This window comes from Halorubellus sp. JP-L1 (genome assembly GCF_011440375.1).
Lineage (GTDB): Archaea > Halobacteriota > Halobacteria > Halobacteriales > Natrialbaceae > Halorubellus.
Genome location: NZ_JAAOIR010000001.1, coordinates 1,422,838 through 1,438,181, shown reverse-complemented (window position 1 = coordinate 1,438,181; position 15,344 = coordinate 1,422,838). Strand labels below are relative to the sequence as shown.

Sequence of the window (15,344 nt, the reverse complement as noted above, 5' to 3'; positions counted from 1 at the left end):
GTGGTCTCGCTACTCGCCGACGCCGAGGTGCGTGCCGAGGAAGTCGGCGGCGTCGCGGCCGGCCTGCTGGTGCTGGCCGACGAAGTGGTGGTCGGAGGCGTACGCGATCACTCGCTGCTGGCAGCGTTCGGCGGCCTCGACGACGGGCGTCGAGTCGGCGGTCTCGTCGCGTTCGCCGTAGCCGACCTGGAGCGGGCAGGGGAGGTCGTCGACGGCCGCGGCGGCGTCTAATTCCTCGTTCAGGCGGCTCGCTGGTGCGAGCACGGCGCAGGCGTGGACTGGGACCTCGACGCTGGCGGCGGCGAGGATGGCGATCGCGCCGCCGAAGCTGTAGCCGTAGACGCCGACGGCGTCGTAGCGGTCGGTCGCCCAGCGGAGGGCGTTCCGGGCGTCCTCGCGTTCGCCGCGGCCGTCGTCCCAGTCGCCGTAGTCGAACCGGAGGCAGTCGACGCCCGCGTCGGTGAGCGCGTCGCTGGTGGCGGTGAGTCGACGGTCGCTCCGAACGCCCCCCATCTGTGGGTGCGGTGGGCAGGCGACGACGCACGCGGTCGCGTCGGCGTCGGCGCGCGCGTCGTCGCCGCTCGCTGTCGCGTCGAGGCTGGCGCGGACGTCCCGGGCGCCCGGGACGAGGACGGCATCGCTCTCGGTCATGTGCAAGACGTAGGGCGGGTCGTCCCTTCAACGTCCCGGGGGTCGCCCGTGGACGCACGACTCACCGCCACCTGCAGCCCTCCAATTCGTGCTAACGTGTATCGTGCTGGTGCTTTGTGACCAACTCCTACCCATTCGAAACCTGACGCTTTTAAGGCGCTGGATGCTAGGAACTTGGTATGGGAATCCTGTCGCGGGCATCGTACGTCATCCGCTCGAAGCTGAACTCGATCCTCAATCGAGCGGAGGACCCTGGGGAGACGCTCGACTACTCCTACGAGCAGATGCGTGACCAGCTCCAGCAGGTCAAGAAGGGCATCGCGGACCTGACGACCCAGAAGAAGCGCCTGGAGATGCAGAAGAAGCGACTCGAGGAGAACGTCGAGAAGCACAACGAGCAGGCGCGGGAGGCGGTCAGCCAGGACCGCGAGGACCTCGCGCGCAAGGCCCTCGAGAAGAAGAAGTCGAAGATGAACCAGATCGAGGAGCTCGAAGCGCAGATCCAGGACTTACAGAACACGCAGGACCAGCTCGTCGAGAAGAAGGAGACCTTGCAGCAGCGCATCGAGGAGTTCAAGACGAAGAAGGAGTCGATGAAGGCGCGCTACGAGGCCGCCGAAGCGAGCGCGCGCGTCAGCGAAGCGATGACGGGTGCGGGCGACGAGATGGAGGACGTCGGTCGCTCGATCGAGCGCGCCGAGGAGCGCACGAACGACATGGAGGCCCGCGCCGCGGCGATGGACGAACTCCACGACTCGGGCGCGTTCGACGACGTCCTCAGCGACAAGGACTCGATCGACCGCGAGCTCGACAAGATGTCGACGGACTCGAGCGTGGACGCCGAACTGGACACGCTCAAGGCCGAGATGGGGAAGAGCGAGCCCGCGGAGACGGATGCCGATACGGAGACCGAGAGCGCGGACGTGGAGACGGAGGCGGCCGACGGCGGCGATGCCGCGACCGACGTCGAGGACAGCGAGGTCGAGGCGGAGCTAGAGGAGCTACAGGACGAAGAGCAGTAGCTGACTGAGCGGCACGACCCGATCGGCACGACCCGATCGGCGCGATTCGATCGGCGCGAATCGATCAGCAGGATTCGATCGGCGCGGACGGAACTGGCTCGCTGTCGATGGTTCGGACGTACTGTTTTCACGGCGGGCATCGAAGCATGATGCATGAGCGAGGGCAGCGACGCGTCGGGCGGCGACGAGGACTCGATGCGCGAGCGGGCGGCGGTGAGTTCGGCGAAGCTCTGGCTGCTCGTGGCCGCGGACCGACTGGTGGTCGCGGTCGTGATCGCGGCGTTCGTGTTCGCGAGCATGCTGGCGGTCGACGCCGTCCCGGGCGTCGACTCCGTCGGGTTCTTGCGGACGGGCGACCCCGTGGAGACGCTGTTCCAGGCGTTCGTCGGCGCGATCATTACGGGCGTGACGCTCGTCGTGACGTTGAACCAGCTCGTGCTCTCGCAGGAGCTGGGTGCGGTCGGCGACCAGCGCGAGCGCATGGAGGGCGCGCTGTCGTTCCGCCGGGACGCGGAAGAGGTCCTGGAGCCGGCGGTGGCGCCGACGGAGCCGTCGGCGTTCCTGCGCGCGCTCGTCGAGGCGTCCGCGGACCGGGCGGACGCGCTCGTCGCGGCGGTCGAGGACGCGAACGCGAGCGCGGCGTTCGACGACGCCGTCTCCGAGTACGCGTCGTCGGTGACGGAGAACGCGAACGCGGTCGCGTCCGACCTCGAGGACGCGGAGTTCGGGACGTTCGACGTCCTGTCCGCGGCGCTGGACTACGACTATTCGCGGAAGATATACGCCGCGCGACGGTTCCGGGTGGAGTACGCCGAGGAGTGCACGGACGACGTCGAGGCGGCGTTCGACGACCTGGAGCGGGCGCTGGGGTTGTTCGCGCCGGCTCGCGAGCACTTCAAGACGCTGTACTTCCAGTGGGAGCTCGTGAACCTGTCGCGGACGATCCTGTACGCGGCGGTGCCGGCGCTCGTGACGGCGGCGTCGATGATCGTGTTCTTCGAGTCGGGCGCCTCCTTCGTCGCCGGTGAGGCACTCGGCGTGTCGACGGGTGTAACCCTGGTCGCGGCGGCGTCGGCGGTGTCGGTGTTCCCGTTCGCGTTACTGGTGTCGTACATCCTCCGCATCGCGACGGTCACGAAGCGCACGCTCGCGATCGGGCCGTTCGTCCTCCGGGAGACGAACCGGTCGGCGGAGTTCGAGTTCGAGGACGCACCCGAGTAGCGGCGCGCGCTCGCGTCGCTTTTGTCGCGCCGGCCGCAATTCGAGGTATGCGACTGGTGTTCGTGCACGTCGACGAGGCGACTGCTACCCCGACGGAGCGGGCGCTGTCGGCGGACGAGGCGACTGTCGAGCCGACGGAGCGGGCGCTGTCGGCGGACGAGGCGACTGTCGAGCCGACGGAGCGGGCGCTGTCGGGTGCGGACGGGGTGGACGGCGACGGTCCGGCCGCGCTGGAGGTGACGGACGGGCTCGTGGCGTTCGTGGCGGTGGAGTCGGGCGACGGGACCGACGTGGGGGGCGTGGTGGTGGCGGCTGCGGACGCGGTCCGCGAGGTCGCCGAGCGGTTGCGGGTCGACGACGTGCTCCTGTACCCGGATGCGGCGGCGAGTCCGCGGGCGGCGGCGCCGGCGTCGGCGGCCCCGGTGTTCGGGGCGTTCGTGGACGCGCTCGGCGACGAGGCGTTCGACGTGCGGGCGTCGCCGTTCGGGTGGCGGGCGCGTCTCGAGGTGGAGACGAAGGCGCACCCGTTCGCGACGACCGTGCGGTCGGTCGGGCCGGGGGACGCTGCGGAGCCGCCGTCGACCGACTGGCGACTCGTCGGCTCGGGCGGCGACGGACGCGACCCGGCTCGCGTCCTCGACGACGACGAGGGCTCGGGCGAAGAGGGCTCGGACGACGACGGCTCGAGCGGCGACGACCTCCTCGCCCTCTCGCCGGGCGCGGAGCGCGTCGTGCGCGCCGTCGTCGACGACCTCGAGTCGCCGGGGCCGGCGCTGGCGTCGTCGGGAGGCGACGCGCCGCCGGACCGCGGGGACCGGGCGCGCGCGCTCGCCGTCGCGGACCGCGACCCGCTCGATGCTGCGGCGACGCGTCGGCCGGTCGGCGCGTTCCTGCGGGACGCGCTCGCCGACGCCGTCGCCGACCTCGGGTCGACCACCGCGGACGCGACGATGCCCGTCGGCGGCCCGCGCGCGCTCGACCTCGCCGACGACGGCGTCCGCGGGTACGCCGCGACGCTCGGTACTCGCAGTCGTGGGGTCCCCGCTGGCGACCGCCGCGTCCTGCTCTCCGACCGCGACGCGGCGACCGCGCTCGCGACGCTCGCCGCCGCCGACGTCCCCGCCGACGCGTACCCGCTCGCACTCTCGACGCCCGACGCACCCGCGGCGCTCGCGAACGAGTGGGTGGAGAACGTCTATGGCAGGGACGGTCAGGGTGATGCGGACGGCGTCGACGCACTGGCCGCTGGATCGCGTGCACCGACGGTCCACGAGGCGTTCGCCCCTGACGGTGCGAACGATGCGGACGGTCCAGCGGACGCGAACGCGGCGGACGCCGTGGACGCCGCTGCCCGCGACGCGGTCGTCGAACACGCTGGCCGCTCGCTCGCGCTCGCGGCGGACTGCGGCCTCGACGCTCTCGCCGTCGTCCGCGTTACGCCCGCGTTCGCGACCGCGAACGCGGGCTGGCTCGACGACCTCGGACGCGCGCTCGACGCGCCGGTGCTCGTCGGCGTCGTCGACGGCGGCCCGACCGCGTGGCCCGTCCGCGTCGACGTCCTCGCGCCGACGGCCGACGGCGGCGCGCTCCCGACTGGCACCGTCCGCCTCGACGACGACGGCGTCGCGCACTTCGAGGAGGACGACGACCCGGTGCCGAGCGTCGTCCACGCATCGCCCGCCGGCGCGCTCGACGCGACGCTCGCCGCGATACTCGACGCGCCCGCCGTCGCCGCGGCGGAAGCCGCCGACGGAGCCGGGCGCGGCGCGGTAGACCCCACCGAGGTGCCGGCGACGCCGCTCCCGGATTGGCTCGCGGCCACGCAGCTCCGGCTCGTCCCGGTCGCCGACGACCACGTCGCGCGCGCCGCCGACGCCGCCGACGCGCTCTCGGCGGCGGGCGTGCGGGTCGACGTCGACGACCGCGAACTATCGGTCGGTGCGCGCATCGCCGCCGTCGAGCGCGAGCGCGTCCCCCGCTACGTCGTCGTCGGCGACGACGAACGCGCGGGCGCAGAACTGCCCGTGACTGACGCCGCGACTGGCCGCACGCGAGCGCGGTCCGTCGAGGAGATCGCCGAGGCGGTCGACGCGGTCCGGGACGCGGTGCGGGAGGCAGTCGACGCGGTGCCGGAGGCAATCGACGCGGCCGTCGATGCCGAGACCGCGGACCGTCCGCGGCGTCCGCGTCCGCTCGCTCGACGGCTCGCTCGTCGCCCGCGTTTCGACGTCGATTGAGAGCGCCGGTCAGTTCCGTCCCGCGCCGGTGCCCGGTTCCTCGCCGAGTGCGATTGCGCCGCCGGCCTGGACGGGGCCGTCGTAGGGGTCGTCCGCGAGGAGGAGCGAGCCGTCGAGGTCGACGTGGTCGCACAGCGGCGCGAGGTGTGCGCCCGCGGCGATGGCGGCGCTTGACTCGACCATGCACCCGAGCATCGTCTCCATCTCGTGCGCGCGAGCGGCGGCGAACAGGTCGCGAGCGGCCTGCACGCCCCCGCACTTCATCAGCTTGCACGTCACTATGTCCGCGCGGTCCGCGACCTGCGGGACGTCAGTGGGGTCGATGCAGGACTCGTCGACCGCGATCGGGAGCGGCGACCGCTCGTAGACGTACCGGAGTCCCTCGGGGTCGCTCGCCGGAACCGGTTGTTCGACGAACTCGACGGCCGCGTCGTGGCCGGCGAGCCACTCGGTCTTGCGGACGGCTTCCTTTGCGCTCCACGCCTCGTTCGCGTCCACGCGGAGGACGGCGTCCGGCGCGCCCTCGCGGACCGCGTCGACGACTGCGCGGTCGCGCCCGCCGCCGAGTTTGACCTTCAGGATTCCGTAGCCAGCGTCAGCGGCCGCCGCGGCCTTCTCCCGGATGCGCTCGGTGGTGTCGAGGCCGATGGTGAACGACGTGTTCGGCGCCGCCTCGGGGTCGAGGCCCAGGTACCGGTAGAGTGGGACGTCGAGGCGCTTCGCGACGAAGTCGTGGACCGCGATGGAGACCGCGGCCCGCGCCGCCGGGTTCCCGCCGACCGCCGTCCGGCACGCCGCCTCGACCGCGCGGGTCTGGAACGGGTCGACGTCCGCGATCGCGGCCTCGAGGTCGGGCAGCACCGCTTCGACCGTCGCCGCCGTCTCCCCGTAGTGTCGCGACGGCGCGGCCGCGCCCACGCCGACCGCGCCGGCCGCGCCAGCGCCGCCAGCACCGCTACCGCCGCCACGTCCGTCGGAACCGTCGGTGTGGTCGGCATCGTCGACGCTGGCGCGGACGACGACGTTCTCCGCGACGTCCGTGGAGCCGCGGGAGATGGTGAACGTGTCCGCGAGCGGGAGGTCGACGCGCTCCCAGTCCAGTTGGAGGGTCACAGGACCGCCTCCAGGACGCGCTCGCGGTCGTCGGCGAACCGAACGAGGTCGCCCGCGGGGGCGTCGAGCGCGGTCTCGTAGTCCGCGACCGCGCCGCGTGCGTCGCCGTCGCCGTCCACGTTCACCGTGTTGAGTGCGCCCGCGACGACGCTCGCCTCGTGGACGGGCGCGGCGAGGGACTCGTAGAGGTCGACGTACGTCTCCGGGTCGGGGAGGGCGTACTCCTCGTAGCCGTGGACGCGGTCGCGGCCGGCGGCGTGACAGAGCACGAGCGAGTCCGGCTGCGCGCCGTGGAGGATGCCGCACGTGACCGCGGAGTACGCGGGATGCGCGATTGAGCCCTGGCCCTCGACGAACAGGACGTCGTGGTCGTCGCCGACCTCGAGGATCATGTCCTCGACCGCACCGGCGGTGAAGTCGCTGACGACGCGGTCGACGCACGTCCCCCAGCCCTCGATCATGATGCCCGTCTGGCCGGTCGGGACGACCGCCGCGTCCACGCCGCGGTCGCGCGCGGCGCGTGCGAGTTCCTCGGTGACGGTCATCTTCCCGACCGAGCAGTCCGTGCCGACGGTGAGGACGACCTCGGCTGTGACGTCGCTCGCCACGCCATCCGCGACGCCGAGGTCCGCGGGTGGTCGTCGGACGTCGTCGATCTCGCCGCCGTGTTCGGCGGCGAGCGCCACGAACTCGTCGTCGTCGGCGAGGAAGTGGTGGAGGCCGGAGACGACGTCCATGCCGCTCTCGAGCGCCGCGCGGACGTCCGGTCGCCAGGATTCCTCGAACCCGCCGCCGATCGGTGCGATGCCGATTATCAGGACGTCCGCGTCCGGCGCGTCCGCCATCGACGCCACGACCGGCGCGTCCTGCACGTCCCTGACGTGGTCGGCGACGCGGTCGCCGGCTCGGTCGCGGTCCAGGACGGCGACGACGTCGTGGTCGCCGTACCGGAGCACGCCGAGTGCCGTCTTCGCCCTGTCGGGGAACTGCTCGTGCGCGAGGATGACCGCCTTCATACCACTCCAGTCGGCACCCCGTCGCTTGAACCTTGCCGGAACGCTGCAGGGACACCCTTGCGGCGACGTGACAGGAAATCGAACTGTCGGCCGGTGGCTATCGCCGTCGACCAGACCACTGCCGGCTGCGCGCACGAATCGACAGACGAGTCCGCAAGAGGCTTTATATTTACAGCAAGCGAATGGGATTCCTGTCCAATGCTCGCCGTCCTCGCGTCGCCGTACGTCCTCGGCCTCGTCCTCGCGACGGCGGCCACGCTGGCGCTCGGCGTCGCAGCGATCCGGTACCGCGACCGGCCCGCCGCGTTCCCCTTCGGCGCACTCTGCGTCCTCCTCTCGCTGTGGTCCGCGACGACCGCGGTCGGGCTCGTCGTCGAATCCCAGAGCATGCGCTTGTTCCTCGAACGTATGCACTGGGTGTACGCCGCAATCGTCCCCGTGTTCTGGCTGACGTTCGCTCTCGAGTACGCGGGGTACGGCGCGGAACTCACGCCTCGACGCGTCGCCGCACTCACCGTCCCGTCGGTCGCGTTCGTCGCCGTCCTCTTCTTCGACCCCGGAACGCTCGTCTGGTCGTCCTACGAGTTCGTCGAGTCCGGCGACCTCTACCTCGTCGACCACAATCTCGGCCCCGCCACGATCGCACTCAGCCTCTACCTGTTCGCCGTCACGTTCGCGGGCGCCGCCGTCATCGTCCGATTCGGCCTCACCGCCGGCCACCTCTACCGCGACCAGACGCTCGCGCTCCTCGTCGGCGTCGCCACCCCGATCGTCGTCTCGCTGTTCTCGATGGTGGACGTGACGCCCATCCGCGGCCTGAACGTCACGCCGTACGCGCTCGCCGTGTCCGCCGTCGCGTTCGGGAACGCGATGTTCCGGTACGACTTCCTCGAGAACGCGCCGTCGACGCGCCGGTTCGGCCAGCACGTCGTCACGAGGAGTCTGCGCGACGGCGTCGTCGTCGTCGACGACCGGAACCGCATCGTCGAGTGCAACCCCGTCGCCGGCCGCGTCCTCGACGTCGACCCGAACGCCGCGCTCGGCGAACTCGTCCAGGACGTCGTCGACGAGTCCGCGCTCGTCGACGGGACGTTCGACCAGAACGCACAGGTCTGGAACGCCGCCGGCACGCGCCGGTACGCGATCGAGCAGTCCCCGGTCGTCGACCAGCACGACCACGAGGTCGGGCGCGTGTTCGTGCTCCGGGACGTCACGGAAACCGAGCGCCGCGAGGAACGTCTCGCCGTCCTCAACCGCGTCCTCCGGCACAACCTCCGGAACGACATGAACGTCGTCACCGGTCGCGCTCGCGAACTCGCCGCCCGCCTCGACGGCGACGACGCCGCCATCGCGACCGAGATCGCGGACGTCGGCGACGAACTCGTCGACCTCTCGCACAAGGCGCGGACGGTCGAGACCATCATGGCGACCGAGGACGCCGAAGCGCGGTCGCTCGCGGCGCTCGTCGACGACCTCGTCGACACGATGGGCCACGAGAACCCCGACGTGACGTTCGACGTGGACGTCCCGGACGTCGCCGTCGCCCGCGGCACCGTCGTGTACGCCGTCGTCTCGAACCTCGTCGAAAATGCAATCGAGCACGGCTATCGAGAGCGGCGCGAGGGCGGGACCACGAGCGACGACGGCTCCGAGCGAGACGACGCCCCCGGCCGCACCGTCACCATCACCGGGACCGTCGAGGACTCGATCGTGGAGCTCGTCGTCGCCGACGACGGCCCCGGCATCCCCGAGGTCGAACTCCGCGCGCTCCAGCAGGACGAGGAGTCCGCGCTCGAGCACGGCAGCGGCCTCGGGCTCTGGATCGTCGCGTGGGGCGTCGAACGCCTCGGCGGCGACGTGGACGTGACCGTCGACGACGGCACCACCGTCACGCTCGGCCTCCCCATCGCCGGCAAGCGCCGCGACCCGGACGCGGAGACCGAACGCTGGCGCGGCGACGACGGCACGCTGTGAGCGGGCAAGCGACTGTCGCGTCGATTCAGACCGTGCGGAGCGTCGCGGTGAAGAACTCGTGGAACGCTTCGTCGAGTGCGTCCTCGGGGTCGCCGCTCGCGTCGACGGCGGCGGTCGCGGTCGCGTCGACGTCGAGCGCGTCGACGAGACGGGCGTCGCCGGCGACGTAGAGCCGGTCGGGGTCGCGGTCGCGGAGCGCGGCCTCGCAGTCTTCGAGGTGCTCGTCGATCTGGGCGTCGCGCCGGCGCTCGAACCGGCCCTGGGAGAACCCGCCCTTCGAGTGGTCGCCTTTGACGTCGCTCGCGAACCCGCGGTAGCTCGTGCGGTCGCGGCCGTCGTACTCGCCGACGGCGAACACGCCGGCGCGGACGAGCGCGAACGCGAACCGGCCGGTCGGCTTGCACCATTCGTCGTCGACGCGGAACGTCTCGCGCCACTCGCAGAACGGCTCCGGGGGCGCGGGCACCGACAGCGTCGCGCTCACGAGGCCGGCGTCGTCGACGTACGCGAGACACGGCGCCGCGCGACGCACGAGCGCGCTCCGGTCGCCGAACGCCTCCCGGACGGCGTCGGGGACGTCGCCGTCTGCGACGTACGCCGACAGCGCGCCCTCCGCGCCCGCGTCCACGCTCCGCAGTCGGTCGAGGATCGCGTCCAACCGGCCGCCGCGGAGGGACTCGACGCGCCGGAACGACAGCGACTCGGCGGCCGCGGCGTCGCGTTCGCGCTCGAGTTCGCCCTCGAGTTGCGCGATCTTGTCCTCGAGGCGGTTCACGCGCTCCTCGGCGTCCTGGCGCGCGCTCGCGGCCTCCGAGCGCCGGCGCTGTTCGGCCTCGAGTTGCTCGCGGAGCCGTCGCTTCTCGTCCTCTACCTCCTCGATTCGGTCCTTGAGCGCGGCGCGACCGAGCAACTCGTCGAGCATCACGTACCACGCCGACCCGCGGTCCCTTCACCGTTCCGGGAGCTCCCGAGCGCGAGCGGCCGAGGCCGCGCCGGTTCCCGTCCGGTCCGGCTGCGGGTTCGGCCGTCAGGTTCCGGTCGGGCCGCCCGGTCCGCGCGGGCCCCGTGGGCCGCCCGGACCGAACGGGCCGGTATCGTCCGTCGCGTCGTCGTCGCCGGGTGGTCGCGCGAACTGGAGGAGCTGTTCGGCGCGGTCGGCCTTCGCGAGGAACACCTCCGTGAGCGTCGGCGGGTTCGACACGTCGAGCGAGTCGAGTAGTTCCGCGGGTACCGCGAGCGTCTCCGTCGGGACGCCGTCGTCGCCGTGGACGGGGAAGTGCGCGGTGTCGAGCTTCATGACGAGCGAGTCCGGTGTGGCCGCGTCGGACTCGGCCGCGTACAGTTGCTCGCTGACTCGGTCGTGCGTCGTGCGCTCGATGAGCGCACGCTCCTCGGGGGACGGCGTGACGTACAACCGCCCGAGGTAGTAGCCGCGTGAGAACTTCTCGAACATCCTCCACGCCTATCCATGATACTTGTTACCAAAAGCCTTCCGGGGGGTTCGAGCACCGAACCTCGGACGCGGTCACCACGCGAACGCCGGGCTACGATCGCGGACGGACGACTCCGACCGCGAACGCCCGCGTCGTCTCCATCTTCACATCGCGCCCTGTAACGACCCGAATCGCCGGCCGGGAACGAGGTGAACGCTCGTAAACGGTCCCGGGAAGGCGGCGAAATCGACGTGAACGGTCCGAAACGAACGACCTCCTTTTAGGGGGTGGCTGTCCTTCCACGAACTGATGAGAACGACCCTCGCCGTCTTCCTCGCGCTGGTCGCAGTCGTCGGCGCCGTCTCGGTCGCCGCCGCCGGCCCGCTCGGCCCGGCGGCCAGCCCCGAGCGAGCGTCGACCGTCGGCAGCGCCGACGGCGACGCCGACCCAGCAGCGACGGAGCCGAACGGAACGAACGCCAGCATGGGCGCGGAGGTCTCCGCGTTCATGCAGGCGAGCGCGTCGGACGCGAACGCCTCCGTCGACGAGGGGATGTTCGCCGCCGAGTGGAACCAGAGCAACGCCTCCGCGGAGTCGCTCGTGAACGCTCGGGCGAACGCCCTCGAGAACCGCATCCAGGCCCTCCAGGGCCAGAAGGAGCGCTTGCTCGCGAAGAAGGGACAGCTGAGTGACGTCGCGTACACCGCCCGAATGAGCGCGCTCGCTGCCCGCATCGGCGCGCTCCAGGACGCGATCAACGCCACGAGCACTCGCGCCACCACCGCTGGCGTGAACGCGACGAAGCTCGAGACGCTCCGCGGGAACGCGCGGAACCTCACCGGGCCCGAGGTCGCGGCCGTCGCACGGAACCTCAGCGTCGGCGTCCGCGGGCCGCCCGACGGCGTCCCCGGCAAGGGCAACGGCGGGCCGCCAGGCGACCGCGGCGCCGAAGCGAACGACTCCACGCGCGGCAACGGCGGGCCGGGAGCGGGCTCGGGGACCGGCTCGAACGGGACCGCGAACGGGACGCCCGTCGAGAACCCCGGGAACGACACCGTTCAGGGGCCGACGGTGGGGAACGGCACCGGCGGTGGTGACGGGAGCGGGAGCGGTGGCGACGGCGGACCGGGTACTGGCGGAAACGGCGGGAACGGCGGCGGCCCCGATAGCGGCAGCGACCTGACGGCGTCCACGGACGCGACCCGGCAGGCCTCGGTCTCCACCGGCGGAATCGCGGGCGGGCGCTGACGCGACGCGCGAATCGACAGCAGACATTCTTTTACGCACTCGCCGTCAACCTACAACCGAATGGACTCTGCGGCCCTCCTGGACCTCCTCGGGAACGAGAACCGACGGCGGATCCTCCGCCTGCTCGCCCGGAAACCGTGTTACGTCACGGAGATCAGCGAGTACCTCGGCGTCTCCCCGAAGGCGGTCATCGAGCACCTCCGGAAGCTCGAGGCCGCGGGCCTCATCGAGAGTCACACCGACGACCAGCGCCGGAAGTACTTCCACATCGCGCGGAACCTCCGATTGGAGGTGAACGTCTCGCCGTACGGGTTCGCGACGAAGAGCGCGTACCCGGCGTCGAAGTCCCTGAACTTGAACCGGTGCTCGCACCTCACGCTCGAGATCCAGGACGCGGACGACGACCACGACACGGACGAACTCCTCGGCGACCTCGCGCGTCTCGAGGAACTCGAGAACGAGCTCTCGCTCGCGCAGCGGTACGTGCAGGGCCGGATGACGGACGTCCTGGAGCGCATCACGGAAGCCGTGGGCGCGGGCCAGGATTCGGGGATGTACGCGGACGTCCTCTCGGCGGTCAAGCAAGAGCCCCGGAGCGTCGTCGAGCTCGCGAACGCCGTGGACGCGCCGCCGGGGATGGTCGAGGAAGTTTTGGTGGACCTCCAGGAGAACGGCCTCGTCACGCACGAGTCCGACGGCTGGACGCTCGCGACCGACGAGTAAGCGACGACGCGAATGCGGAGGAGAGCGAATCGTTCTCGGGAACCCACGCCCCGACAGCGACGCGGACCGTCGTCTTTCGGTCGTTACCAGCCGGGGGCGTCGTCTTCCTGACTGCCACCACTGCCGCCGACGTCGGCGGTGAGGCCGGCGCGGAGGTCGCGCCCGAAGTAGTGCCCGACGAGCGCGACGGCGACCGTGACGGCGGTGGAGATGGCGAGGATGGGGACGCCGACGTCAGAGAGCGCGACGAACATGCTCGTCGTCAGGAGCGTGAACACGAGGCCGACGACGCCGCTGGCGACGACCGTCTCCGCGTACCGCGAGTCGCTCGCGGTCGCGCCGTGGAGGAACGCACCGACGCCGACGCCGAGCAAGCGCGCGAGGCTCCCGACGACCGGGATCGGCACGAGGAATCCCAGGAGCGCGCCCACTGAGAGCACGATGCCCGAGATCGCGGCACTCGACGGGTCGAAGTACTTCCGGAACCCGCGGTCGTCCGCGACGGACTCGGAGCCAGCGGGCGCGTCGCCCGCCGACTGGCCGTGGCCGGTACCGGCGTCCGCATCGAGGTCGCTCATCGCGTCGTCGAGACCGCCAGCGGAGTCCTCGACATCGCCCCCCGCGGACGCATCGCCCGACCGACTCGCCGACCCACCGCCGTCGTCGATTTCGCTGAGGACGTCCTCCGTCTCGGACAACAACTCGTCCGTCGACTTCTCGACGGTCTCCTCCCTCGACCCGTCACTCATACACAATTCTTCCCCTCGAACTGACATGGGCCTTTCGACGAACAACCTTTTTTCTGCGGAGGGTCGCCTCGCGCCCTGCGGGCGCTTCGGCGACCCCCGCTTGAAAAAACGTTGATGAAAAAAGGCCGCTCGTGCGCCCGTTGGGCGCACTCGCGGTAGGTGCGCTGGACGGCACCGCTCCGCGACACCACCGCTACAGCGCCACGACCGCACCGTAGCCTCGTCCTCCCCAACCGATTCCTCCCTCACGGTGTTCGGTCGTCATCCCTCGCACGCGGTCGTCGCCGCACCGCCTGACGGCGGCGCGGCCGACGGCCCGCGCGCCAGCCGGCACTCGAACGCTCGATTCGGCCAACTCTCGGGCCGCGAGCAGCGCGCGCAGGACTGCGCGCGTGCTGCGAGCAGGGGAAGGGCAGGGCGCGGTGCGGTCGCGGTGGCGGATGCGGTGCGGTCGCGGTGGCGGATGCGGTGCGGTCGCGGTGGCGGATGCGGTGCGGTCGCGGTGGCGCATGCGGTGCGGTCGGCGTCCGGCGGCTTCGCCGCCGGTTCACCGCGAGCGCCGTCGGCGCTCGCGGCCTTTTTTCATCAACGTTTTTTCGAGGAGCGGTGCCCCGGAGGGGCACCCGACGAAGAAAAAAGGTTGTTGTGATTGAATAGGCTTTAGGGTAGCGCGGGGAGTAGCGGTGGGTATGAATCCGGGAGATCGCGTCCGCGTGGATCGCGCGGACCAGACGTACGAGGGCGTGCTGTTGCCGTCGAGCGACGCCGAACAGCTCGTCGTGAAGCTCGATGGTGGGTACAACGTGGGCGTGTCGCGCGCGGACGCCGACGTGGACGTCCTGGAGTCGAGCGTGTACGACGTCGGCGGGGACGACGCCGGGAGTGGCGAGTCGTCGACGATCGCGTTCGACGACGACCTCCCGACGATCAGTCTCATCTCGACGGGCGGGACGATCGCGTCGACCGTCGACTACCGGACCGGCGCCGTCACGGCGCAGTTCGACGCGGAGGACGTCCTGCGGGCGGTCCCGGACCTGGCGGGGCGAGCGAACTACCGCGGGCGCGTCGTCGCGAACATCCTCAGCGAGAACATGGAGCCGTCTATCTGGCGGGATCTCGCGGAGGCCGTCCACGAGGAGATCGAGGCGGGCGCGGACGGCGTGGTCGTGATGCACGGCACGGACACGATGCAGTACTCCGCGTCGGCGCTCGCGTTCATGCTCGACACGCCAGTGCCGGTCGTGTTCACGGGCAGTCAGCGCTCGGCGGACCGGCCGTCCTCGGACAACGTGATGAACGCGGTGTGTGCGGTCGAGGCCGCCAAGAGCGACTGTGCGGAGGTGCTCGTCTGCATGCACGCGAGCGAGAGCGACGACGACTGCGCGCTCCACCGCGGGACGCGAGTCAGGAAGAATCACACGTCGCGACGGGACGCGTTCGAGACCGTCGGCGCGAGGCCGCTCGGGGAAGTGGACTACGACGCCGCGGCCGACGAAGACCCAGAAGCCGTCTCGTTCCGCCGCGAGCACGCCGAACGCGACGGCGTCGACCTCGACCTCCGACCGGACCTCGAGAGCGACGTCGAACTCGTGAAGTTCACGCCCGGCATGGACCCCGCGTTCCTCGACGTCTGCGAGGGCACGGACGGGATCGTCGTCGAGGGAACCGGACTCGGGCACGTCCACACGGAGTTCATCCCGACGCTCGAGGACCTCGTCGACGACGGCACGACCGTCGTGATGACGAGCCAGTGCCTCGAGGGCCGCGTCTGCGACCGCGTGTACGACACCGGCCGCGACCTCCTCGACGCCGGCGTCGTCGAAGGCGAAGATATGCTGCCGGGGACGGCGAAGGTGAAGCTGATGTGGGTGCTCGCGAACCGCGACGACCCCGCGACGGCGATGGCCGAGGACCTCGCAGGGGAGATCACCGAACGGTCGGTGCCCTGGGAGTGACG

Annotated in this window: 13 protein-coding genes; 7 read left to right on the top strand and 6 right to left on the bottom strand. The window is 71.2% G+C overall.

Annotated features, from left to right (window positions below; genetic code table 11):
• Positions 1–9 precede the first annotated feature (9 nt).
• Positions 10–651 carry a dienelactone hydrolase family protein gene (locus G9C85_RS07245; RefSeq protein WP_166038365.1) on the bottom strand — a complete coding sequence of 214 codons (642 nt, stop codon included), beginning with the start codon at positions 649–651 and terminating at the stop codon, positions 10–12.
• A gap of 179 nt (positions 652–830) precedes the next feature.
• On the opposite strand from G9C85_RS07245, the gene G9C85_RS07240 reads away from it, so the two are divergent.
• From G9C85_RS07240 to G9C85_RS07230, 3 genes are all read left to right on the top strand, one after another.
• Positions 831–1,673, top strand: a complete 843-nt coding sequence (locus G9C85_RS07240) for a PspA/IM30 family protein (protein WP_166038363.1) — start codon at positions 831–833, stop codon at positions 1,671–1,673.
• Between the two features lie 153 nt (positions 1,674–1,826).
• On the top strand, positions 1,827–2,894 hold the full coding sequence (locus tag G9C85_RS07235; RefSeq protein ID WP_166038361.1) for a hypothetical protein: 1,068 nt from the start codon (positions 1,827–1,829) through the stop codon (positions 2,892–2,894).
• Positions 2,895–2,941: 47 nt separating this feature from the next.
• Positions 2,942–5,131, top strand: a complete 2,190-nt coding sequence (locus tag G9C85_RS07230; RefSeq protein WP_166038359.1) for a threonyl-tRNA synthetase editing domain-containing protein — start codon at positions 2,942–2,944, stop codon at positions 5,129–5,131.
• A 9-nt stretch (positions 5,132–5,140) separates the two neighbouring features.
• Here G9C85_RS07230 and G9C85_RS07225 read toward each other — a convergent pair whose 3' ends face one another.
• On the bottom strand, positions 5,141–6,244 hold the full coding sequence (locus G9C85_RS07225; RefSeq protein ID WP_166038357.1) for a dipeptide epimerase: 1,104 nt from the start codon (positions 6,242–6,244) through the stop codon (positions 5,141–5,143).
• Positions 6,241–7,260: a DUF1611 domain-containing protein gene (locus tag G9C85_RS07220; protein ID WP_166038355.1), complete on the bottom strand. Its 1,020-nt coding sequence runs from the start codon at positions 7,258–7,260 to the stop codon at positions 6,241–6,243. Before G9C85_RS07220 ends, G9C85_RS07225 begins: the two co-directional genes overlap by 4 nt.
• 198 nt (positions 7,261–7,458) lie before the next feature.
• Here G9C85_RS07220 and G9C85_RS07215 point away from each other — a divergent pair, with 198 nt between their 5' ends.
• The gene (locus G9C85_RS07215) at positions 7,459–9,234 is read left to right on the top strand and encodes a histidine kinase N-terminal 7TM domain-containing protein (protein ID WP_166038353.1); all 1,776 of its coding nucleotides are present in this window, start codon (positions 7,459–7,461) and stop codon (positions 9,232–9,234) included.
• A 25-nt stretch (positions 9,235–9,259) separates the two neighbouring features.
• Here the strand turns inward: G9C85_RS07215 and G9C85_RS07210 are convergent, their stop codons facing one another.
• Positions 9,260–10,156 (bottom strand): Vms1/Ankzf1 family peptidyl-tRNA hydrolase, encoded by an 897-nt coding sequence (locus G9C85_RS07210; protein WP_166038351.1) that lies wholly within the window; start codon positions 10,154–10,156, stop codon positions 9,260–9,262.
• A gap of 105 nt (positions 10,157–10,261) precedes the next feature.
• A complete protein-coding gene (locus tag G9C85_RS07205) occupies positions 10,262–10,687 on the bottom strand; it encodes a DUF5802 family protein (RefSeq protein WP_166038349.1) in 426 nt (141 codons plus the stop codon).
• Positions 10,688–10,976: 289 nt separating this feature from the next.
• Between G9C85_RS07205 and G9C85_RS07200 the strand changes: the two genes are divergently transcribed.
• Positions 10,977–11,915: a hypothetical protein gene (locus G9C85_RS07200; protein ID WP_166038347.1), complete on the top strand. Its 939-nt coding sequence runs from the start codon at positions 10,977–10,979 to the stop codon at positions 11,913–11,915.
• Between the two features lie 60 nt (positions 11,916–11,975).
• On the top strand, positions 11,976–12,638 hold the full coding sequence (locus tag G9C85_RS07195; protein WP_166038345.1) for an ArsR family transcriptional regulator: 663 nt from the start codon (positions 11,976–11,978) through the stop codon (positions 12,636–12,638).
• Between the two features lie 83 nt (positions 12,639–12,721).
• Here the strand turns inward: G9C85_RS07195 and G9C85_RS07190 are convergent, their stop codons facing one another.
• Complete coding sequence (locus G9C85_RS07190; protein WP_166038343.1) at positions 12,722–13,387, bottom strand: hypothetical protein; 666 nt, start codon at positions 13,385–13,387, stop codon at positions 12,722–12,724.
• Positions 13,388–14,076: 689 nt separating this feature from the next.
• Between G9C85_RS07190 and gatD the strand changes: the two genes are divergently transcribed.
• Positions 14,077–15,342: a Glu-tRNA(Gln) amidotransferase subunit GatD gene (gene gatD / locus G9C85_RS07185; protein WP_166038341.1), complete on the top strand. Its 1,266-nt coding sequence runs from the start codon at positions 14,077–14,079 to the stop codon at positions 15,340–15,342.
• Positions 15,343–15,344 lie beyond the last annotated feature (2 nt).